Genomic DNA, 21,886 nt, shown 5'->3' on the forward strand with positions numbered 1-21,886 from the left:
CCTGCCGGAGCCATGGACGCTCGGGCAGGCTTTTTTGTGTCACGGTCGTCGCGAAAGGGTGTCAGGCCACTTTCACGAAGCTGTCGAGCACGCGCTTGTGGCCGCCGTTCTCGAACTCGATCTCCAGCTTGTTGCCTTCCTGCTCGACGACGGTTCCGTAGCCGAACTTTTCGTGGAACACGCGGGTGCCTCGGGCGAATTCCGGACGTGCCTTGCCCGCCATACTGGCCGCACTGCGCCCGGTTTCGGCAATGCGCCGGGGTGCCGTATTGAGCGGCTGTGCGGCGGCGCGTTGCCAGCCCGGACCGCGACTGGCAACTTTCCCGGGTTGGTTCCGGGCGACGTGGGCAAAGGGATCGGACTGTTCCGACCACTGCGCGCGCCAGAGCGAGGCGCCGCCGGACATCGAGCTTTCCTCGACGACATGCACTTCGGGCAGTTCGGCAATGAAGCGCGAGGGAATGGAACTGGTCCATTGCCCATAGATGCGACGGTTGGCCGCGTGGAGAATGGTGCAGCGCTTGCGCGCGCGCGTGATCGCCACATAGGCGAGGCGCCGCTCTTCCTCGAGGCTGGCAAGCCCGCCTTCGTCGAGCGAGCGTTGCGAGGGGAAAACGCCTTCTTCCCAGCCGGGCAGGAAGACCTGATCGAATTCCAGCCCTTTGGCCCCGTGCATGGTCATCACCGTGACTTTGGCTTCGTCGGCGGAGTTGTCGTTGTCCATGACCAGGCTGACGTGTTCGAGGAAGTCGGACAGCGTCTCGTACTCTTCCATCGCGCGGGCGAGTTCGGACAGGTTTTCCAGCCGCCCGTTTGCGTCGGTGCTGCGCTCGGCCTGAAGGGCGGCGGTATAGCCGCTTTCGTCAAGGACCGTGCGGGCGAGTTCTGCCGGGGTGAGGCGTGCCGATTCGTCGCGCCAGCGGGCGAAATCGCGCGCCAGTGCGACGAGCGTGCCGCGCGCACGAGCGGGAAGTTCGTCGGTATCGGCAATCTCGATCGCCGCACGCAAGAGCGGGATCGACTGGGCGCGGGCATAGCGATGCAGCTTTTCCAGCGTCTTGTCGCCAAGGCCGCGCTTGGGCGTGTTCCAGATCCGCTCGAACGCGAGATCGTCCGAAGGTGAGGCGATCAGGCGCAGATAGGCGAGCGCGTCGCGGATTTCCGCGCGTTCGTAAAAGCGGAAACCGCCGACGATGCGATAGGCAAGGCCGATCTGCAGGAAGCGGTCCTCGAATTCGCGAGTCTGGAACTGCGCGCGAACCAGAATGGCGATGGCATCGAGCGGACAGCCTTCGCGTTCGAGGCGCTCGATCTCTTCGCCCACGCGCCGGGCTTCCTCGGGGGCGTCCCAGACGCCGACGATACGGACTTTGTCGCCGCCGTCGAGCTCGGTCCACAGCGTCTTGCCCAGACGTTCGGAGTTTTCCTCGATCAGGCCCGAGGCTGCACCCAGGATATGGGGCGTCGAGCGATAGTTCTGTTCGAGGCGAATGACCTTTGCGCCGGGAAAATCCTTTTCGAAGCGCAGGATGTTGGCGACTTCCGCACCGCGCCAGGAATAGATCGACTGATCGTCGTCGCCCACGACACAGATGTTGCGGCGACCTTGGGCCAAGAGGCGCAACCACAGGTACTGGACCGCATTGGTGTCCTGATATTCGTCCACCATGACATAGCGGAACCGTTGCTGGTACTGTTCCAGCACATCGCGCTCACGGCGGAAGATGTTGAGCATGTGGAGCAGCAGGTCGCCGAAATCGCAGGCGTTGATACTGCGCAGGCGGTCCTGATAGAGCGCATAGAACCGCTGCCCGCGCCCGTTGGCATAGGCTTCGTTTTCCAGCGCATCGAGATCGGCGGGGTTGAGGCCGCGGTTCTTCCAGCGGTCGATGAGACCGGCAAGCTGGCGCGCGGGCCAGCGTTTGTCGTCCACCCCTTCGGCCTGAATGAGCTGCTTGAGCAGGCGCAGTTGGTCGTCGGTATCGAGAATGGTGAAATTGCTGGTCAGGCCGACAAGCTCGGCATGGCGGCGCAGCATCTTGGCCGCGATGGCATGGAACGTGCCGAGCCAAGGCATCCCTTCGACCGCAGGGCCGATGAGGTGGCCGACGCGCTCGCGCATTTCCCGCGCGGCCTTGTTGGTGAACGTGACGCAGAGGATTTCGCTCGGCCACGCGAGCCGCTGGCGCAGCAGCCAGGCAAGGCGCGCGGTCAAGGCCGCCGTCTTGCCGGTACCGGCACCGGCAAGCATCAGCACCGGGCCGTCGGTGGAAAGAACGGCCTCGCGCTGCGGCTCGTTGAGCCGGGAAAGCCATTCGGGAAGATCGGTGGAGTCGGGGGCGAGCTGGGTGTTCACCCGGAACAAGTAGGGAACTTGGGAAGATCAGGCAACCGGTTCGATGGAATGGGCGGGATGACCCCGCCCGTTCCGGATCAGAATTCGCTCCAATCGTCGTCGGCATCGGCCTTGATCGCCAGATTGCCTGCGGTCGGGGCAGGAGCCGCACGGCTCGGAGCCGGGGTGAATGTCGGCGCCGGAGGCGGGGGTGAGCCGGGAGCCGCGATTGCGGATGGGGCGGGCAGGCTGCGGGCAGCGACAGGCGCGCGGAACGAGCTTCGTCCGAGCGTGCTGAAGCGGAACCGGCTGACATTGCCTGCAAGCCGTTCGGCTTCGTCGGCCAGGCTGCGTGCGGCAGCGTTGCTTTCCTCGACCATGGCCGCATTCTGCTGGGTCGTCGTGTCCATCTGCTCGACGGTGCGGGTGACGCCAGAAAGCATGTCGACCTGTTGTCGCGCAGAGTCGGCGATCGAATGGACGATCGAGGAGATCTCGCCGACGCGGGTCACGATCTGGCCCAGGGCCTTGCCGGTCGCGCCGACGAGGTCGACCCCCTGATCGACGTGATGGCCGCTGGTGTTGATGAGTTCCTTGATCTCGCGAGCCGCGTCCGCAGTGCGCTGGGCAAGGGCGCGAACTTCGGTCGCGACGACGGCAAAGCCCTTGCCTGCGTCACCGGCGCGGGCCGCCTCGACCCCGGCGTTGAGCGCGAGCAGGTTGGTCTGGAACGCGATCCCGTCGATCACGTTGATGATCTGGGTGATTTCCTGCGACGAGTTCTGGATGTTGGTCATGGCCGCGACTGCGTCATCGACGATGCGCCCGCCTTCGGTCGCTTCCCGATGGGCTTCGGCAATCGACTGGTTGACCTCGATCACGTTCGACGTGTTGTGTTCGACAAGCTTGGTCACGTCGCTCATCGACCGGCTTGCTTCCTGAATGGCGGCGGCCTGTTGTTCGGTGCGGCTGGCAAGGTCGCTCGATGCCGCGCGGATTTCGTTCGAAGCGCCGGCAATCGTGCTCGACGACTGCGAGACGACGCCCAGCGTTTCTTCGAGCGCCGAGACGGCCTGGTTGAACTGCTGGCGCAAGGCTTCCCCGTGCGCGGGCAGGGGTTCGGCAAGGCGGCAGGTGAGATCGGCGTTGGCGAGCTTGGCAAGGCCGGTGCCGAGCGCGGTGACGATCCGGTGCTGATCTTCACCGGCGCGCCTGATCTCGACCGCGTTGGCGCGGAAGACATCCATGGCGCGGGTCATGCGGCCCACGCAATCGGTATGCTGGGTGTAACGGATCGTGCTGTCGAGATCACCCGCAGCCAGGGTTTCCATGCGTTCGACCGTGGTGACATAGGGGTCGCAGATCAGCTTGCCGCTGATTTTCACTGTCAAAAGGGTAGAGATCAGGGCCGCGAGGGCAAGGATGCCGGGCAGGATCGTCCCGCCGCCCATTCCGGCCCAGACCGTGGCAGTCAGCGCAAGCGCTGCCCACAGGCCATGGACCATGAAAAGAAAGGAAAATTTCTTCCTGATCGGTGCGCTTTGTTCGAACCACTGCAGCATGTTGCTATTCCGGCTAAAATGGGTGCCCGGATCGGATCGACCGCGTGCGGACCCCGTGCGAGTGCACGGCATACGCCTCGCGATTTTGGGAAAGGCTGAAGGTCCCCTTGCGGAATTTTCCTGATCGCGTAGCGGCGACAGTTTAAGCCTCGGTGGTTTTGCGAGGCAGCGGATGACGGGAGAGATCATTGGTCAGCCATCGCAACCATCCGTTGCGCCAACACGCGCGGATCCTTGCCGCCAGTCTGGTCGGCACGGCGGTCGAATTCTATGATTTCTATATCTACGCGACGGCGTCGGCTCTCGTGATCGGGCCGCTGTTCTTTCCCGCGCAGTCTCCTGCCGCGCGCACTCTTCTGGCGTTCATGACTTTCGGGCTGGCTTTCGTGGCGCGGCCGGTCGGCGCGATCGCGTTCGGCCATTTCGGCGACAAGGTGGGGCGCAAATCGACTCTGGTCGCCTCGCTGATGCTGATGGGCGGATCGACGCTGCTGATCGCGTTCCTGCCGACTTATGCGATGGCCGGTCCTCTCGCTCCCGCGCTCTTGTGCCTCCTTCGCTTCGGACAGGGTTTCGGACTGGGCGGCGAATGGGGCGGGGCGAGCCTTCTGGCCGTCGAAAACGCGCCGCGCGGGTGGGAAGCCCGCTTTGGCGCGGCGCCGCAATTGGGGGCGCCACTTGGCTTCCTTGCCGCCAATGGATTGTTCCTGATCCTGACGCTTGTCCTGCCTGCTCCGGCTTTTGCCGCATGGGGCTGGCGTATTCCCTTCCTCGCCAGTTCGCTTCTGGTCGGGCTGGGCCTTTGGGTGCGGCTGAAAATCGGTGAGACGGCAGCCTTCCGCGCCGCGCTCGACAAGGCGCCGCCGCCGCGGGTGCCGGTCGGCGAACTGCTGACCCGTTATCCGGGCGCGGTTGTCGCCGGGACGGCGGGCGTGGTTGCCTGTTTTGCCATTTTCTATCTGGCGACGACGTTCGCGCTGTCGTTTGCGACGACCAAGCTCGGCTATTCGATGCAGGCATTCCTGGGCGTGCAGCTGGTTGCCAATTTCGCGCTGGCGGTGGGAATCGCGCTTGCCGGATATTGGGCCGACCGACGCAATCCCTCGCGGGTTCTGGCGACCGGCGCGGCGCTGACCATTCTGGTGGGGCTGGTTTTCGGCAGCGGCCTTGCTTCGGGCTCGTTGCTCGTCGTGCTGTTGACGCTGGCGGTGTCGCTCTTGGTCATGGGGCTGGCCTATGGGCCGCTCGGGGCGTGGCTGCCCACGCTCTATCCGGTCGGCGTGCGCTACACCGGGATTTCGATCGCCTTCAACATGGGTGGGATCATCGGCGGGGCGCTTGCCCCCTTTGCCGCCAGTTGGCTGGCGCTGGTGGGTGGGGTCGCCTTTGTCGGTCTTTTCCTGACCGTCGCGGGCGCCCTGACCCTTTGCGGCGTGCTGCTGGCTCCCAGGCAGCACGCCTGAATCTCTCGCGGCCTATGCGGACAGACGGAGCAGGGTGATCCGGGCCTTGCCGACCTTGCGGTCAGCATCGACGGTAAAGCCGCGCACGTCCGCTTTCTCATTGGCCGCCGTTTCAAGGCTGACCCACGTCGCCGGACCGATCCAGCCGAGCCGCGCCAGCTTGTCGATGGCGACCGCCCCGGCTCCGGTGTGATAGGGCGGGTCGAGGAAAATGAGGTCGAGCGGTTCCTTGGCCGGGCCGAGCGTCATGACCGACGAGGCGCGGACCGTCGTCCTGGCCCCGGCGTCGAGCGCACGGATATTGGCGCGGATGGCATCGACCGCCTTGGCATCCTGTTCGACGAGCAGGACATGGGCCGCCCCGCGCGACAGGGCTTCGAGACCGAGCGCACCCGATCCGGCAAAGAAGTCGCCGACCTTGAGGTCGTCGAAATCACCCAGGCGGCTGACCAGCATCGAAAACAGCGTCTCGCGTGTGCGATCGGCGGTCGGGCGCGTGGTGTCGCCCGCAGGCGCCGTCAATTTGCGCCCGCGCCATTCTCCGGCAACGATCCTCATATTTTCAGGCTCTTGCGGAATTTCTCGACATCGACCTGACGCACTTCGTCAGCTGCGCCGCGCGGAAGGTCGAGCAGCATGAACGGCCCGTACGCAGTGCGGATCAGGCGCGAAACCTGAAGGCCCAGATGTTCGAGAACCCGGCGCACTTCGCGGTTCTTGCCTTCGGTCAGGGTCATTTCGATCCACTGGTTGCGCCCGGTGCGGCGCTCCATGTTGGCGTCGATCGAGCCATAGCGAATGCCCTCGATCTCGACCCCTTCGATCAGGGCTTCGAGTTGATCCTGGCTGATGTCGCCGAACGTGCGGGCGCGATAGGTGCGGGGAATGCCGCTGGCGGGTAATTCCATCGCCCGCTTCAATTCGCCGTCGTTGGTCAGCAGCAGCAGGCCCTCGGTATTGAGGTCGAGCCGTCCGACCGGCATCACGCGCGGCGTCCCGGCGGGCAGCGCATTGCGCAACGCGTTGTAGATCGTCGGGCGTCCGGCGGGATCGCGCTCGGCGGTGATCAGGCCTTCGGGCTTGTGAAAGCGGAACAGGCGCGCCGGGGCAGGGGCCGCGACAGGCTTGTCGTCGACGGTCACGCCCTTGAGGTTGAGCAGCAACGTTGCCGGAGTAGTCACCAGTTCGTCGTTGAGCTTGATCCGGCCTTCACCGATCATCCGTTCGACATCGCGGCGGCTGGCAATCCCGGCACGCGCCAGCAGCTTGGCAATCCGTTCGCCTTCGCGCGGGGTGTCGGACGCCGAGGCCGGAGCGGCAGGTGCGCGCGGCGGAGCCGGCTTCTTGGGAGGATAGGCCTTTTTCGGGCCGTTCTGCGAGAACCCGCCGGCATTCGGGCCGGACTTGTTGAAGCCGGTCTTGCCCGGAGGGCCTGAACGGCGGGAGGTCGGGGAAGCGGCGGGCCGTCGCGGACGGCCGCTTCCGGATTTCGGAGGTTGAGACATGGCCCCTGCATACTAGGAAGAGGCTTCCGCGTCACCCCGGACAGGCTGCATGCGAACAAATTCGCATGGGTGCCATGGTGCAATTCCCGCATTTGCCGCCTAGGGTCGCGCAAACGGTTCGGAGGAAAGGGTTTCGCATGACCGCAGGGGCCGGGCAGGTAAACGATGGGCAGGCAGGGAGCAAACCGCAAAGGCTGCGGGGATGGCGACTGCTGCGTCATGCTCTGTCGAGCCGGAAGGCGGGCACCATGCTGGCGCTCGGGTTTTCCTCGGGTCTGCCTTACACCCTGTTGATCGGGACGGTCACGGCGTGGCTGGGTGAAGCCCATGTCAATCTGGCGACGATCGGTGTGCTGTCGTGGATCGGTCTTGCCTATTCGTTCAAGTTCCTGTGGTCGCCGCTGGTCGATCGGCTGTCCTTGCCGGGCATCGGTGTGCTTGGGCGTCGCAAGGGCTGGATCCTGGGGTGCCAGATCGTGCTTGTCGCGGCTCTGGCGGGTCTTGCGGTGACCGACCCGGTCGGTGGGCTCGGGCGTTTTGCCCTGATTGCTTTCGTCGCTGCGCTGGCTTCTGCGACGCAGGACGTTGCGATCGATGCCTGGCGGATCGATGTCGCCGACGAAGAGACCCCGGTCGAATTGCTGTCGTCGCTGTATCAGTTCGGATACCGCATGGCGGCGCTGGTCGGTGGAGCCTTTGCGCTGTTCCTGGCCGCGCGGATGGCCTGGCCGGTGGTTTTCGGGCTGATGGCGGGGCTGGTCGGACTGGTTGCTCTCATCACGCTGGGGGCGCCCGACACAGCGCGTCCGCCCAGCGACGCGGGCGCGGCCATGGCGGCTGAACCGGCTCCGGCCTTGCGCGTTGCCGCACTTGTCCTCGTGGGGCTCGGCTGGGTCTGGGCCATCGGCAGCATTGCCGTATTCATGGTCTCGATGCTGGCCCCTGCGGTTCCGGGCGCGCCGCATCCCTCGGTCGCGGAGTTCACACGCGGTCACGCACCGCTGATCGTGCTGGCGACGGTCGGTCTGCCCTTGCTGGTTGCTGCGCTGACCAATCGCATGGCGCCGAGCGGCCGGGCGTCACGGGGCGGTCCTGCCGATCATCTCTGGCTGGCGCTGGTGGCGCCCTTGCGCGAACTGACCGGGCGGTTGGGCTGGCGTGTGCTGGTGCTGGTCGGTACGATCCTGACCTATACCTTGTGCTACAACGTCTGGGGCAGCTTCGCGCTGCCGTTCTATCTCGATCAACTGCACTATTCGAAGGACGAGGTCGCTTTCGCGTCCAAGGTGTTCGGTATCCTGATGACGATGGCGGGCATTGCCATCGGCGGGGCGCTGTTCGCGCGGCTGGGGCGCATGCCGACGATTCTGGTCGGGGCAGTGCTGCCCGCGCTCGGCAACTTCATCTATGCCGACCTTGCCGAAGGGGCGGTACATATCGACGCCTTTGCGCGCGCCAGCGGTCTTTCGGCGCTGTTTGGACTGGTCGGGGTCGACGCCCGCCTCCTGCGCCTGCTCATGGCGATCAGCGTCGAGAACGTGGCTACCGGGATCGCCGGGGCGGCATTCGTCGCCTATCTTTCGGGGCAAGTCAGCCGCAGCCACACGGCCGTGCAATATGCGCTGCTGTCATCGATGACGTTCCTGATCGGATCGCTTGGGCGCGGGATCGCCGGAGAGACGATCGATCGGCTCGGCTATGGCGCGATGTTCCGCTGGACTGCGGCGGCCGGATTGATCGCGGTGGCCTTCGTCCTGCTCGACTGGGTAACGGCGCCGCGCGAAGCGGCGGCCGATACGGATGCCGCCTGATCAGGCACCTGATCAGGCTGGCGCGATCAGTCCGGGATTTCGTCGTTACGACGCAGGACGTCACCGGCAAGATAGAGCGAGCCGGTAATGAGCACGTCGCCTTCGGGCGGAAGCGCGGCGAGGGCAGCGGCGACATTGCTGCTGCTGGTGACCGGAACCGCGCTGAACGGAGCGAAGTCCTCGGGGCTGTGCGCGTCATGGCCGGGGGCGGGAACGATCGTCACCGACAGCACGCGTTCGCCCAGCGGGCTTAGAATGGCGCCCGGGTCCTTGTTGGCGAGCATGCCGATTACGACGTGGACCGGCGGCCGACCGGACAGATGGCGGGCAATCGCAAGGCCGGCATCGGGATTGTGGCCGCCATCGAGCCAGACGGTGCGGTTTCCCGCGAGCGCAGTCAGCGGTCCGGCGTTCAGCTTTTGCAGTCGCGCGGGCCAGCGCGCCGCGACAAGGCCGCGTGCCATCGCTTCGGGCGTGACGGTAACGGCCTGCTGATGGCGCAGCATCGCGACGGCAAGGGCCGCGTTGTCGGCCTGATGCATGCCGGGCAGGCTGGGGAGGGGCAGGTTGAGCGATCCGGCTTCGTCGCGATAGGCAATTCCGTCGGGGCCGTTCGTGGCGTCCCATGCATCTCCCCGCGTGAGCACGGGGGCGCCGAGGGCCGCAGCAGTCCGCGCAACCGCCTGTGCGGCGATTTCGGGATAGGCCATCGTCACCAGCGGCACGTCGGGCTTTGCGATCGAGGCCTTTTCAAAGGCGATGCGGGCCAGGGGATCGCTCGGCATGCCCTCTTCGGGGGCAAGCAGGAACGCTTCGTGGTCGAGCCCGAGCGTTGCGAGGCCCGTGACGGCAGGGGCCTCGATGACATTGGTGGCATCGAGGCGACCACCGAGCCCGGTCTCGATGACGCAGGCGTCGGCAGGAATCCGGCTGAACGCGAGGAACAGCGCAGCGGTCGTCACTTCGAAGAAGCTGGGCGAAAGATCCTCGCCCGCGTCGAGCGCCTCGGCCAGCAGGGCCGCGAGCATGTCGTCGGCGATCAGGTGCCCGCCCAGCCGGATCCGTTCGTTGTAGCGGACGAGATGCGGCTTGGTCGCGGTGTGAACGACCAGACCTTGTGCCTCGAGCATATAGCGCAAGTAGGTGCAGGTCGAACCCTTGCCGTTGGTTCCCGCGACATGGAACACAGGCGGCAGATGGCGTTCGGGATTGCCGAGACGTGCGAGCAGGGCGTGAATGGTATCGAGCCCGAGCCGCCCCTGCGGCACCGAAAGGTGCCCGAGGCGGTCGAGTTGGGCCTGCACCGCAGGACTGTCGGAAATCGCGAAGTCTTTCACGGGTGCCTGCTCGCGTGTCTTGCCATCCGGCGGTCAGGCCACGCGGGCAGCCGTCAGGTAGTCGATCACGGTGGCGAGGCGCGCCTTGAGGTCGCGACGGTGCACCACCATGTCGAGCATGCCGTGCTGATAGAGGTATTCGGCGCGCTGGAACCCTTCGGGAAGCTGTTCGCGAATGGTGTCCTGAATGACGCGCTGCCCGGCAAAACCGATCAGGGCATTGGGCTCGGCAATCTGCACGTCGCCCAGCATCGCGTAGCTTGCCGTGACCCCGCCGGTGGTGGGATCGGTCAGCACGACGATATAGGGCAGGCCGACCGCGTGGAGGCGCTGGATCGCGACCGTCGTGCGCGGCATCTGCATCAGCGAGAGGATGCCTTCCTGCATGCGCGCGCCGCCCGCCGCCGTCACGGCGACATAGGCACAGCGTTCGCGAACTGCGCGCTCGATCCCGGCGACGAAGGCATTGCCCACGGCCATGCCCATCGATCCGCCCATGAAGCCGAAGTCCTGCACGCCCAGAACCGCCTTCTTGCCTTCGATGGTGCCGACGGCATTGGTATAGGCGTCCGGGTGCGGGTTGGCCGCGCGGGCCGACTTCATCCGGTCGGTGTACTTCTTGCTGTCGCGGAACTTGAGCGGGTCCTCGCGCACGACGGGTGCGGGAAGAAGGACGTAGCCGGGATCCATCAACATGTTGAGGCGGGCATCGGCGCCGATTCGGCCGTGGTGTTCACAGCGCGGGCAGACCGAGAGATTGTCCTCGTATTCCTTGACGAACAGCATCTCGCTGCACCCGGGGCACTTGATCCACAGGTGGTCAGGCGTGTCCCGCTTCTGGATGAACGAGATCGAATTGCGAACTTTGTTGAGCCAGCTCATGCGGCGTGCTCCCGGGCAGAATGAACAGCGGCGGCAAGGCTTGCGACAAGCGCGCGCACGGGCTCGACGGCATCGGCGCCATGCTGGCCGACCAGATCGACAATGGCGGAGCCGACGACGACGCCATCGGCGACGCGAGCGATGGGGCCTGCCTGTTCGGGCGTGCGCACGCCAAAGCCGACCGCGACGGGAATGTCGGTCGCAGCCTTCAGGCGGTCCATCGCATCCTTGATCGAACTGATCGCGGCGGCCTGCTTGCCGGTGATCCCGGCAACCGAGACGTAGTAGAGGAAGCCTGACGAGCCATCGAGCACGGTCGGAAGACGCGCCGAATCGGTGGTGGGCGTTGCCAGGCGGATGAGATCGATCCCCTTGGCGCGCAGGGCGGGCCCGAGTTCGGGATCTTCTTCAGGCGGAATGTCGACGCAGATGACGCCGTCGACACCGGCTGCGGACGCAGCATCCGCGAACCATTCCGAACCGCGAATCGTCATCGGGTTGGCATAGCCCATGAGCACCAGCGGCACCTGGGGATGGCGTGCACGGAAATCGGTCGCGATCCTGAGGATGTCGGCGGTCTTGGTCCCGGCACCCAGCGCGCGCAGGTTGGCGGCCTGGATCGCCGGGCCGTCAGCCATGGGATCGGTGAAGGGCATGCCGAGTTCGATCACGTCCGCGCCGCCCGCAACGATCGCGTCGAGCAGGGCAGGAGTGGCGTCCGGCGTGGGATCACCCGCCGTGACGAAGCAGACGAGTGCGGGATGACCCTTGGCAAAGGCAGCGGAAAGACGCGCGCTCACAGGCTCACCCCCAGATGCTTGGCGACAGTGAAGATGTCCTTGTCGCCGCGGCCGCAGAGATTGGCGAGGATGATCGAATCCTTGGGCATCGTCGGCGCGACTTTCTTGACCGCGGCGATGGCATGGCTGGGTTCGAGAGCGGGAATGATCCCCTCGGTCCGGCACAGCAGCTGGAACCCGTCGAGCGCCTCGTCATCTGTGACCGAGGTGTAATCGACACGGCCCACATCCCGGAGCCAGGAATGTTCGGGGCCGATGCCGGGATAGTCGAGACCCGCACTGATCGAGTGCCCTTCGAGAATCTGGCCGTCCTCGTCCTGCAACAGATAGGTCTTGTTGCCGTGAAGGATGCCCGGACGTCCGCCGGCAAGGCTGGCGGCGTGGTCCTTGTCGAGGCCGTAACCGGCCGCTTCCACGCCCAGCATCCGCACCGAGGTATCGTCGAGGAAGGGGTGGAACAGGCCGATGGCGTTCGATCCGCCGCCGATCGCGGCGACCAGCAAGTCGGGCAGTCGGCCGGTCCGTGCCAGCATCTGCGCCCGAGCCTCGCGCCCGATCACGCTCTGGAAGTCGCGAACGAGTTCGGGATAGGGGTGCGGACCGGCAGCCGTACCGATGATGTAGAACGTGTCGTGGACATTGGCGACCCAGTCGCGCAGCGCCTCGTTCATCGCGTCCTTGAGCGTCTTGGCCCCGGCCTGAACCGGCACGACCTCGGCGCCGAGCAGCTTCATGCGGAACACGTTGGGCTGCTGCCGCTCGACGTCGGTTGCACCCATGTAGATGACGCAAGGGAGGCCGAAGCGCGCGCAGACGGTGGCGGTGGCAACGCCATGCTGTCCCGCGCCGGTTTCGGCGATGATCCGCGTCTTGCCCATGCGGATCGCGAGCAGGATCTGCCCGATGCAGTTGTTGATCTTGTGTGCGCCGGTGTGGTTCAGTTCGTCGCGCTTGAACCAGACCTGGGCGCCGCCCAGCTCTTCGGTCAGCCGGGGCGCGAAATAGAGCGGGCTCGGGCGACCGACGTAATGTTCGAGCAGATCGTCGAATTCGGCCTGGAATGCCGGGTCGGCCTTGGCCTTGCGGTATTCGGCATCGAGATCGAGGATCAGCGGCATCAGCGTTTCTGCGACATAGCGACCGCCAAACGCGCCGAAATGGCCACGTTCGTCGGGCTGGTTGCGGAAACTGTTGGGATTTGGCGCAGTCATGGGGATGACCCTTTAGAGCGGCGGGGCGAATTGTCCAGATGGCCGCGTGGGCGGGGCGGTGCCGTTCATCCGGGGGCAAGGCCGGGAACCATAGCCTGCGCCGCGATGGTCGATGCCCAGCCGGCACGAAGCCATTGCGCGGCGCCGTTTTCTGCAAGGGACAACCCTGTCGGATTGTCCGGTGCCGCACCGGCAACAAAGGGGGGCGAGATATTCGCCGTTGCCGGACCGACGTGGTCCTGATGGCCCGCGTCACAGGCGGGGGGCACCGCCAGTCACCGGGAACCCGTTCATCTGTCACGCGTTTCCGGTGCATCAAATCGAGAGGGAGTGAATGATGCGCTTAGTTCTTTGGGGTTCCGCCTTTGCCGGAACCATGACCGCGCTGGCTTTGGCTACCCCGGCCATGGCTGACGAAACGCGTGTCGAAGTGCATACCGGGCTCGATTGGAGCCAGGGCAACACGAAAGGGACGATCGGGATCGCCGGTGGCCGCGATTTCACCCTTGCACCGGGAACTTTCCTTGGCGTCGAAGGTTCGCTCGACAAGTTGCTGGCATCGAACGCGGTTGCCGTGTTCGGCCTGACCGCGCGCGGCGGGATTGCCGTGCCGACGCTGGGCAAAATCTATGCGCTGGGCGGTTATGCGACCAAGCCGTTCCACGGCGGTTCGCCCGACTGGAACTATGGTTTCGGGGTTCAGCATCCGCTGGGGGCGAAGACTTACGCCAAGCTCGAATATCGCCATTACACGGAGTCGGCGAACGGGATCACCCCGGTTCGCAATGCGATGACCGTCGGGTTTGGCGCGACGTTTTAACGTCTGAACGGAGTAAGGCCCGAAGGGCTGTGCGCGGTGCCCGATCAGGCGCCGCGCGCAGCTGCGCAGAAAGCGGCGATCCGGGCCGCGTCCTTGACCCCGGGTGCCTGCTCGACTCCCGAGGAGACATCGACGGCCGGCGCGCCGGTCACCGACAAGGCTTCCGCGACATTGAGCGGATCGAGACCACCGGCGAGCATCCACGGCACGGCCGGGCGTGCGCCTTTGAGGATGGCCCAGTCGATCCGCAGGCCGGTTCCGCCCGGGAGGTCCGCGCCTTCTGGAGGCTTGGCATCGAACAGCACGCGTTCGACAGCACCTGCATAGGCATCTGCGGCCAGCAGGTCCTCGCGTTTCTTGACGCCAAGGGCCTTCCACACCGGGACGCCATGGCGCGCGGCGATCGCGGCAGCCTGCGCCGGGGTTTCCTTGCCGTGGAGCTGAATGCGGTCGAGCGGGACCGAGGCCATGACGCGGGCGAGATAATCGGGTTCCGGATCGACGAAGAGCCCGACGATCGTGGTTCGTCCGGCCGAGCGCGCGGCGAGCATGGCCGCCTTGTCGGGTTCGACATGGCGGGGGCTTTTCGCAAAGAAGACGAGGCCGATGAAATCCGCCCGTGCGCGGATCGTCGCATCGAGTGCGTCGGAGTCGTTGATCCCGCAAATCTTGACCAGAGGTGCCGCCATGCCCGCCGGGTAAGCGAGGGGCGGCACCTGTGTCAAATGGATCGGGGAGGGAGGGGATCAGGGCGCGAGTTCGAACGCGATCGTGACGCTGGCACCGGTTTCGACTTCGCCTGCGGCAACCGGTGTCTTGGGCGAGGCGGCCATGGCGCGGACCATCATCGGCATGGGCGGACGGACGGTTCCGGCGCCACCATCGGTGATCGTCAGGATGCGCACGACATGCAGTCCGGCGGCGCGGGCATAGAGATCGGCGCGTGTACGGGCGCGCTTGATCGCGTCGATGCGGGCTTCGTCTCCGGCTGCATCCGCGTCCTCGATTTCAAAGCTGGGCCCGTCGACCTGATTGGCGCCCGCCGCAACTAGTGCGTCGACGACCTGGCCGTATTCGGCGACCTTGCGCTCCTTGATAGTCAGGCTGTTGCTGGCCTCATATCCGACCACCGGGGCAGGGGCATTGTCGCGGGCTTCGCCATATTGCGGATTGAGCGAGAGGTTGCTGGTCTGGATGTCGCGGTCGGCAATGCCTGCTGCGCGTAGCGCCGCGATCACCGCATTCATCTTTTGCGCATTGGCGGCGAGTGCGGCGGCGGCATTGCGTCCGCGCGTGGTAACGCCGGCGGTGAAACGGGCAATATCGGGCACCCGCGTCGAATGACCCTCGGCAGTAAGGGTCAGGACGCTGTCACCCGCAGCGATGGCCGGGGGCGTCGGTGTCTGGGCGTGAACCGGAAGGGCGGTGGCGGCGCCGAGCGCGGCGCTCAGCAGCAAAAGGGACGGACGAGGCGGCATCGGACGGTCTCCCATGAATTCCATGGGGGGCGATTTGCCGCTGCCCGCCTGAGCGTCCCATGAACCATGGGAACGCGCCCCGTCGATCAGGCGATGGCGCGTTCCAGAACGATCATGGCGAAAGGGAAATCGCCCGGCACGGGAAAGGGCCGGGTCTCACCGGTGCGCACATAACCGCGCCGCTCGTACCAGGCGAGCAGTTCGGTGCGGCGGTCGATCACGGTCATTTCCATGATCGATGCGCCGAATTCACGACGGGCGGCCTGTTCGGCGGCTTCGATGAGCGCGCGGCCGATCCCGCCCGCCTGAAGCGCGGGATCGACGCACAACATGCCGAGATAGGCTCGTCCGTCGCCCAGATCCTGCACCGTCACCGTTCCGAGCAGCGCGCCATCGCGTTCGGCCAGCACCACGCGCGTGGCCGGATCGACGATCGTCTGTTCGAGCGTGGTGTCCGAGGTCCGCTCGTCATCGAGCAGGTCGGCCTCGTGAGTCCAGCCGCCCCGCGCACTGTCCCCGCGATAGGCGCGTTCGACCAGAACGCGCAGCGCGGGAACGTCGGCGGGTGTCGCCGGTCGGAAGGATGCCGCGCTCACGCTGTGTTCCCCGTCAGAGCGTTGCTTCGATCGCGCGCGCGGCGGCGGCAGGATCTTCGGCACGGCTGATCGGGCGGCCGATGACGAGCACGCTGGCGCCTGCATTGCGCGCTTCGCTGGGGGTAACGGTTCGCTTCTGGTCTCCGTGCGAGACGCCGGGGATGGCCGGGCGCAGGCCGGGAACGACAAGGTAGCCGTTCTTCCAGCGCTTGTGGATGGCGCCGACTTCGTGGCCCGAGCAGACGATCCCGTCGAGCCCGGCTTCCTGGGCGAGGTCGGCAAGGCGCAGGGCCTGATCGTGGGCCGATCCGGCAACGCCCATGCGCGAAAGATCGCCGTCGTCGAGGCTGGTCAGCACGGTGACGGCCACGACCTTGGTATGTTCGCCCGCAGCGGCCTTGGCATCTTCGAGCATGGCGCGGCCGCCCGAGGCGTGGACCGTGACGATCGAGGGCTGCAGCACATGGATCGCCTGCATCGCGGCGGCGACCGTATTGGGGATGTCGTGCAGCTTGAGGTCGAGGAAGATCGGCAGGCCGATCTTGGCGATCTCGTGCACGCCATGGTGGCCATGGGCGCAGAAGAATTCGAGGCCGAGCTTCAGTCCGCCGACATGCTGGCGGACTTTCTGGGCAAGCGCCACCGCGTTGTCGAGCCGGGGCAGATCGAGAGCGAGATAGATCGGGTTGCTCACGGTGTTTTCTTTGTCCTCATCAAAAGGCTGCAAGGCATGACCCAAGCGGTCACGAAGCGGCCTGATCCTCCGGCGGGGTGGGCGAATGGCTCGAAATCGCGGCCGTGGCGGCCTGCGCCTGGGCGGCGAGCGTGCTTTCGAGCGTGGTGATCCGGCGCGAAAGGCGCCAGCGAGTGGTGCGATGCACAAGCCAGGTCGGCAGGAAACCGATCAGCAGCGCGCCGATGACGAGCGCAGGCAGCTTGGTTTCCCAGATCAGCCCGGGCCAGATACGGATATCGACCGGTCCCCAGTTCGCAACGGTGAACGCGATCAGCGCGGCCCCCGCCAGCAGCCAGAAACCCGTAATCAGCACTTTCATGACGATCCTTCTCGCGGGCATTTTCCGCCGCGGACCCTAGAACTGCTGTTGCGGGCTGCAAACCGGTTTTTTCCCGGTTTCCGGACGGTAGAGTGTGCGGCCCCCGGGAATCGACCTTTGCGCCAATTCCCGGGACCGACTTAATGCAATCTCAGGCGTCGTCGCCGAAGACGCGGGCAAAAGTCGTGTCGACCGCCTTGAAGTGGTAGTCGAGGTTGAACTTCTCGCGGATGTTGGTTTCGCCAAGAGCCGCCATCACTTCGGGATCGGCAAGCAGCAGGTCGAGCAGCGAGAGCTGGCCGTCGGATTCCCACACCTTCATCGCGTTGCGCTGGACGAGGCGATAGGATTCGTCGCGGGTCAGCCCGGCCTGGGTGAGAGCGAGCAGGACGCGCTGCGAGTGGACAAGGCCACCCATGCGGTCGAGATTCTTCTGCATCCGCTCGGGATAGACGACCAGCTTGTCGACGACCGAAGTCAGGCGCGCGAGCGCGAAGTCGAGCGTGATCGTTGCGTCGGGGCCGATGAAGCGTTCGACCGACGAGTGCGAAATGTCGCGTTCGTGCCAGAGCGCGACGTTTTCGAGTGCGGGCGTCACGGCCGAACGCACGACGCGGGCAAGGCCGGTCAGGTTTTCGGTCAGAACCGGGTTGCGCTTGTGCGGCATGGCCGACGAGCCCTTCTGGCCCGGCGAGAAGTATTCTTCCGCTTCAAGCACTTCGGTGCGCTGCAAGTGGCGCACTTCGATCGCGAGGCGTTCGATCGAGCTGGCGATGACGCCCAGCGTCGCAAAGAACATCGCGTGGCGGTCGCGCGGGATGACCTGCGTCGAGACCGGTTCGACGGCGAGGCCGAGCTTGTCCGCGACATGTTCCTCGACCGCCGGATCGATGTTGGCGAAGGTCCCGACGGCGCCCGAAATGGCGCAAGTCGCGATTTCGGCGCGGGCGGCGACCAGACGGGTGCGGCAACGGGTGAATTCGGCAAAAGCTTCGGCGAGCTTTTTGCCGAACGTGGTCGGTTCGGCGTGGATGCCGTGGCTGCGGCCGATGGTCGGCGTGTACTTGTGCTCCATCGCCCGGCGCTTGATCGCGGCGAGCAGGGCGTCGATGTCGGCGATCAGGATGTCGGACGCGCGGGCAAGCTGCACCGCGAGCGTCGTGTCGAGAACGTCCGAGCTGGTCATGCCCTGATGCATGAAGCGGGCTTCGGGGCCGACCTGCTGTGCCACCCAGTCGAGGAAGGCGATCACGTCATGCTTGGTCACCTGTTCGATCGCGTCGATCGCGGCGACATCGATGGCGGGGTTGGTCGCCCACCAGTCCCACAGCGCCTTGGCCGCGCTTTCGGGCACGACGCCGAGGTCGGCGAGCTTGTCGGTCGCGTGGGCCTCGATCTCGAACCAGATGCGATAGCGTGCTTCCGGCTCCCAGATCGCGGTCATCTGCGGGCGGGCATAACGGGGGACCATGGCTCTCTCCGGATGGCTGATGCGGCGAAAAATGTGGGTCGGGCGCTAGGGGCTGGGGCGCGGAAACGCAAGGGGCAGGCGTCGACGGGGATGATCAGGAAAGCGGTTGTTTGCGCGCAGCTATATATATACGGACAGATATAGATGCTCGGGCGGGGAGGTCCGGGCGGTTCAGGGAAACGTCCGCCATCGCTGATCGAACCATCGCCGTTCGCTCAGGGAGGAGGCGCGTTCGGTGAGGGAAATTGTCCGATGCGCAAATTGCTTTCCGGTCTTTTGGCCGGGACGGGGATCATCATGGCCGCGCCCGCGCTGGCCGACGAGGCGTCTGCGCCAGATGCGACTGGGGCCGCAAGCGGCGACGCCGAGCCGATTCTGGTTACCGCACGCCAGCGGGTCGAGGACGCGCAGACGGTGCCGACCTCGCTGTCGGTCGTGAATGCGCTCAGCCTTCAGCGTTCGTACACTGTCAATATCCAGCAATTGACGACGCTGGTGCCCTCGCTGAATTACAGTTCGGCCAATCCGCGCAATACCGCCTTTACCATTCGGGGCCTCGGGTCGAGCGTGGTCGCGGTCAGCCAGGCCAATGACGGGCTCGAAAACGGCGTCGGTTTCTATGTCGACGGGGTCTATCACGCGCGTCCGGCAACGGCGGCGTTCGATTTCACCGATATCGATCGCATCGAAGTGCTGCGCGGTCCGCAGGGAACCCTGTTCGGGAAGAACACCACGGCAGGCGCCATCAACATCGTCTCGCGCCTGCCCGAATTCAAACCGTCGGCGACGCAGGAACTGAGCTATGGCGAAAAGAACTTCCTGCAGGTCAAGGCCACGGCCACCGCGCCTCTGATCGGGGACACGGTTGCGTGGCGCCTCTCGGGTCAGATCACCCGGCGTGACGGCGTGATCCACAATGTGCGCACGGCGCAGGATCTCAACGGCATCAATACGCAGGCCGTGCGCGGACAGCTGCTGATCCAGCCCGACGCGACGCTGCGCATCCGCGTGATTGCCGACTTTACCAATTTCGACGCCAATTGCTGTGCGCAGGTCTATCTGCGGGTGGGAACCAGCCTGCGTGCGGCATCCAAGCAATATGCCGCTCTTGCTGCCGCCGCGCATTATTCGCCGCCCAGCACCAATCCCTATGATCGCCTGACCGACATCGACGCCTCCGTCGGCGCCAAGACCAACGAGGGCGGGGTTTCGATCAATACCGACTGGAATTTCGGTCCGGCGACTCTGACCTCGATCAGCGCGTGGCGGTTCTGGAACTGGGACGCGTCGAACGACCGCGACTACACCGGGCTCCAGATCCAGACGACCCAGCACATTCCCTCGCGGCAGGACCAGTTCAGCCAGGAACTGCGCGTGGCGTCAAACGGGGAGCATCGGATCGGCTATGTCGCGGGTCTCTATTATTTCCGCCAGAAGCTGACCGGGCATCCGATCTCGATCTACGGTTCCTATGGCGCGCCGTGGCTGCTCGGCGCGACCACGGGGGCCAGTGCGACCCCGGTCCCGTCCAACTTGCTCGACGGATATGGCCAGAGCGGGGACACGCGTTTCGTCACCGACAGCTATGCCGCCTTTGCCGAAGTGAACTGGCGGATCGTGCCCGGTCTCGTGGCGACCGGCGGCGTGCGATATACCAAGGAAGTCAAGGACGGCGACTATTCGACGACCGTGTTCGGCGGGCTTGCCACGACCAATGCGGCCCTGATCGCGGCCAAGCTGTCGGTCCTGCGTCCGCAAAGCTATACCGCCCACGACAACAACGGCAGCGTATCGGGGCGCGCCAACCTTGCCTGGCAGATTACGCAGCGGATCATGGCCTATGTCAGCTGGGCACGCGGCTACAAGTCGGGCGGGATCAACATGTCCGGCCTGCCGCTCGATTCGTCCAACAATCCGGTTCTGTCGACGGCGGTGATCCGTCCCGAACGGCACGACAGCTGGGAAGCGGGCGTCAAGACGCGCCTTTTTGCCGAACACCTCATGCTCAATGCCGACGTGTTCCAGACCAAGGTGCACAACTTCCAGTCGACGATTGTCGATTCGAGCCAGACCGTCGCCCTGCGCGGCTATCTCGCCAATATTCCCGAAGTGACCGTGCGCGGGGTCGAGGCTGATGCCGCTTTCCATCTCGGGCAGTTCACGCTGACCGGTGCTCTGTCCTATGACCACGGTGTCTATACCAGCTATCCGGCCGGACCGTGCCCGCTCGAAGTGCAGACGAGTTCAACCACGGCTTGCAATCTGACGGGCAAGCCTCTGGTCGGATTGCCGAAATGGTCCGAAACGCTGGGCCTCGACTGGGCGCTTCCGATCAAGATCGGGGCGACCAGGAGCGGGGCGATCGCGCTGCACGCCGATACCAATTGGCGGACCAGCTACAACGGCGATCCGTCGCTGTCGCAATATACCTGGATCGACGGATACAATCTTACCAATGCCAGCATCGGTTGGCGGTCGAGCAAAGGCTGGGAAATCGCGGTTTTTGCGCGGAACCTGTTCAATTCCAACTATATCCAGAACCTGACCGTCCAGGCGGGCAACTCGGGCCTCATTCTGGGAACGCCGAGCGACCCCCGTGTCATCGGCGTGACCTTCCGCGCCCGCGAGTGACGCGCAAAGGCGAGTGGGCGCGCGTTCGCGGCCTAGATCAGGCCCTTGGCCTTGAGCGAGACGTGCCCTTCGCGCCCGATGATGACATGGTCGTGGACCACGATGTTGAGGTGGCGTCCGGCCTCGATCACTTTCTGCGTGACCTGAATGTCGGCGCGGCTCGGTTGGGGGGAACCCGAGGGGTGGTTGTGGACGAGGATCAGGGAGGCCGCTCCGATCGCCATGGCCTTGCCGATGATTTCGCGCGTGTAGATCGCGGATTCATCGAGTGTGCCGTCGCTGACCACCTGATCGAGCAGCAGACGGTTCTGCACATTGAGATAGAGCACGCGCACGCGTTCGTGCGTCAGGTGCGCCATGTCGATGTGCAGATAATCGATCAGCGCCTGCCAGCTTGAGAGAATGGGTTCCTCGCGCACGGTTGCCAGCGCGAGGCGGCGAGCGGCCACGCCGACGATTTTCAAGGACGCGGCGGCGGTTTCCTTGATCCCGGAAATCCCCGTCAGGGCTCGTGGGTCGGCGTTGAATACTCCCGCCAACGATCCGAATCGCTGCATCAGCACGCGTGCGAGCGGCTTGACGTCCTTTTGTGGGATCGCCGTCATCAACAGGTATTCGACGATTTCGTGATCGGCGAGCGCGTCGTCGCCTCCTTCGAGCAGGCGTTGCCGCAAGCGGCCGCGATGACCCGACGGATCGTTCCCGGTCTCGCGCACGCGATTGGCATCGGTCTTTTTTTTCGTGCCGCGTCCCTTGCGAGAGGGAACTTCGCTTGATGAAGATTGTTCAGCAAACAGATGGGGTTCTTCGTTCATTGCATTCCTTGGTGTTGCGCGAGGCTCCATGGTGTTGCGCAAGGCCCCATGGTGCTGCGCAAGGCCCCATGGTGCTGCGCAAGGCCCCATGGTGCTGCGCAAGGCAAAGTGCCG

19 protein-coding genes are annotated in these 21,886 nt (G+C 65.2%); 4 read left to right on the forward strand and 15 right to left on the reverse strand.

The window, feature by feature from the left end:
• Nucleotides 1–61: 61 nt before the first annotated feature.
• Nucleotides 62–2,356 carry an ATP-dependent helicase gene (locus Y88_RS01190; protein WP_008065423.1) on the reverse strand — a complete coding sequence of 765 codons (2,295 nt, stop codon included), beginning with the start codon at nt 2,354–2,356 and terminating at the stop codon, nt 62–64.
• Between the two features lie 77 nt (nt 2,357–2,433).
• Complete coding sequence (locus tag Y88_RS01195; protein ID WP_008065426.1) at nt 2,434–3,840, reverse strand: methyl-accepting chemotaxis protein; 1,407 nt, start codon at nt 3,838–3,840, stop codon at nt 2,434–2,436.
• Nucleotides 3,841–4,085: 245 nt separating this feature from the next.
• Between Y88_RS01195 and Y88_RS01200 the strand changes: the two genes are divergently transcribed.
• Nucleotides 4,086–5,360 (forward strand): MFS transporter, encoded by a 1,275-nt coding sequence (locus Y88_RS01200; protein WP_008065432.1) that lies wholly within the window; start codon nt 4,086–4,088, stop codon nt 5,358–5,360.
• A gap of 12 nt (nt 5,361–5,372) precedes the next feature.
• Here Y88_RS01200 and rsmD read toward each other — a convergent pair whose 3' ends face one another.
• Entirely contained in the window at nt 5,373–5,918 is a 546-nt protein-coding gene (rsmD, locus tag Y88_RS01205) for a 16S rRNA (guanine(966)-N(2))-methyltransferase RsmD (RefSeq protein ID WP_008065433.1), read from the reverse strand.
• Nucleotides 5,915–6,865 (reverse strand): pseudouridine synthase, encoded by a 951-nt coding sequence (locus Y88_RS01210; RefSeq protein ID WP_008065434.1) that lies wholly within the window; start codon nt 6,863–6,865, stop codon nt 5,915–5,917. Before Y88_RS01210 ends, rsmD begins: the two co-directional genes overlap by 4 nt.
• Nucleotides 6,866–7,002: 137 nt before the next feature.
• On the opposite strand from Y88_RS01210, the gene Y88_RS01215 reads away from it, so the two are divergent.
• Entirely contained in the window at nt 7,003–8,676 is a 1,674-nt protein-coding gene (locus Y88_RS01215) for an AmpG family muropeptide MFS transporter (protein ID WP_008065435.1), read from the forward strand.
• Between the two features lie 26 nt (nt 8,677–8,702).
• Here the strand turns inward: Y88_RS01215 and Y88_RS01220 are convergent, their stop codons facing one another.
• From Y88_RS01220 to trpB, 4 genes are read right to left on the reverse strand one after another with little or no spacing between them, the layout of a single operon-like run.
• Nucleotides 8,703–10,013: a bifunctional folylpolyglutamate synthase/dihydrofolate synthase gene (locus Y88_RS01220; RefSeq protein WP_008065436.1), complete on the reverse strand. Its 1,311-nt coding sequence runs from the start codon at nt 10,011–10,013 to the stop codon at nt 8,703–8,705.
• A 33-nt stretch (nt 10,014–10,046) separates the two neighbouring features.
• The gene (gene accD / locus Y88_RS01225; protein ID WP_008065437.1) at nt 10,047–10,895 is read right to left on the reverse strand and encodes an acetyl-CoA carboxylase, carboxyltransferase subunit beta; all 849 of its coding nucleotides are present in this window, start codon (nt 10,893–10,895) and stop codon (nt 10,047–10,049) included.
• A complete protein-coding gene (gene trpA, locus Y88_RS01230) occupies nt 10,892–11,695 on the reverse strand; it encodes a tryptophan synthase subunit alpha (RefSeq protein ID WP_008065438.1) in 804 nt (267 codons plus the stop codon). Before trpA ends, accD begins: the two co-directional genes overlap by 4 nt.
• The gene (gene trpB / locus Y88_RS01235; RefSeq protein ID WP_008065439.1) at nt 11,692–12,906 is read right to left on the reverse strand and encodes a tryptophan synthase subunit beta; all 1,215 of its coding nucleotides are present in this window, start codon (nt 12,904–12,906) and stop codon (nt 11,692–11,694) included. Before trpB ends, trpA begins: the two co-directional genes overlap by 4 nt.
• Nucleotides 12,907–13,240: 334 nt before the next feature.
• Here trpB and Y88_RS01240 point away from each other — a divergent pair, with 334 nt between their 5' ends.
• Nucleotides 13,241–13,726 (forward strand): outer membrane beta-barrel protein, encoded by a 486-nt coding sequence (locus tag Y88_RS01240; RefSeq protein ID WP_008065444.1) that lies wholly within the window; start codon nt 13,241–13,243, stop codon nt 13,724–13,726.
• 44 nt (nt 13,727–13,770) lie between these two features.
• Here the strand turns inward: Y88_RS01240 and Y88_RS01245 are convergent, their stop codons facing one another.
• From Y88_RS01245 to purB, 6 genes are all read right to left on the reverse strand, one after another.
• On the reverse strand, nt 13,771–14,415 hold the full coding sequence (locus tag Y88_RS01245; RefSeq protein ID WP_008065446.1) for a phosphoribosylanthranilate isomerase: 645 nt from the start codon (nt 14,413–14,415) through the stop codon (nt 13,771–13,773).
• 57 nt (nt 14,416–14,472) lie between these two features.
• A complete protein-coding gene (locus Y88_RS01250; RefSeq protein ID WP_008065447.1) occupies nt 14,473–15,228 on the reverse strand; it encodes an SIMPL domain-containing protein in 756 nt (251 codons plus the stop codon).
• A 62-nt stretch (nt 15,229–15,290) separates the two neighbouring features.
• Nucleotides 15,291–15,800 (reverse strand): GNAT family N-acetyltransferase, encoded by a 510-nt coding sequence (locus Y88_RS01255; protein WP_008065448.1) that lies wholly within the window; start codon nt 15,798–15,800, stop codon nt 15,291–15,293.
• 13 nt (nt 15,801–15,813) lie between these two features.
• The gene (gene pyrF, locus Y88_RS01260; RefSeq protein WP_026166782.1) at nt 15,814–16,494 is read right to left on the reverse strand and encodes an orotidine-5'-phosphate decarboxylase; all 681 of its coding nucleotides are present in this window, start codon (nt 16,492–16,494) and stop codon (nt 15,814–15,816) included.
• 49 nt (nt 16,495–16,543) lie between these two features.
• On the reverse strand, nt 16,544–16,855 hold the full coding sequence (locus Y88_RS01265; protein WP_008065450.1) for a LapA family protein: 312 nt from the start codon (nt 16,853–16,855) through the stop codon (nt 16,544–16,546).
• A gap of 151 nt (nt 16,856–17,006) precedes the next feature.
• On the reverse strand, nt 17,007–18,326 hold the full coding sequence (purB, locus tag Y88_RS01270; protein ID WP_008065451.1) for an adenylosuccinate lyase: 1,320 nt from the start codon (nt 18,324–18,326) through the stop codon (nt 17,007–17,009).
• Nucleotides 18,327–18,578: 252 nt separating this feature from the next.
• On the opposite strand from purB, the gene Y88_RS01275 reads away from it, so the two are divergent.
• A complete protein-coding gene (locus Y88_RS01275) occupies nt 18,579–20,957 on the forward strand; it encodes a TonB-dependent receptor (RefSeq protein ID WP_008065453.1) in 2,379 nt (792 codons plus the stop codon).
• Nucleotides 20,958–20,989: 32 nt separating this feature from the next.
• Here the strand turns inward: Y88_RS01275 and radC are convergent, their stop codons facing one another.
• On the reverse strand, nt 20,990–21,772 hold the full coding sequence (gene radC, locus Y88_RS01280) for a RadC family protein (RefSeq protein WP_018075280.1): 783 nt from the start codon (nt 21,770–21,772) through the stop codon (nt 20,990–20,992).
• Between the last annotated feature and the right edge of the window lie 114 nt (nt 21,773–21,886).

It is taken from the genome of Novosphingobium nitrogenifigens DSM 19370, assembly GCF_000192575.1.
In the GTDB taxonomy this organism is placed as follows: Bacteria; Pseudomonadota; Alphaproteobacteria; order Sphingomonadales; family Sphingomonadaceae; genus Novosphingobium; species Novosphingobium nitrogenifigens.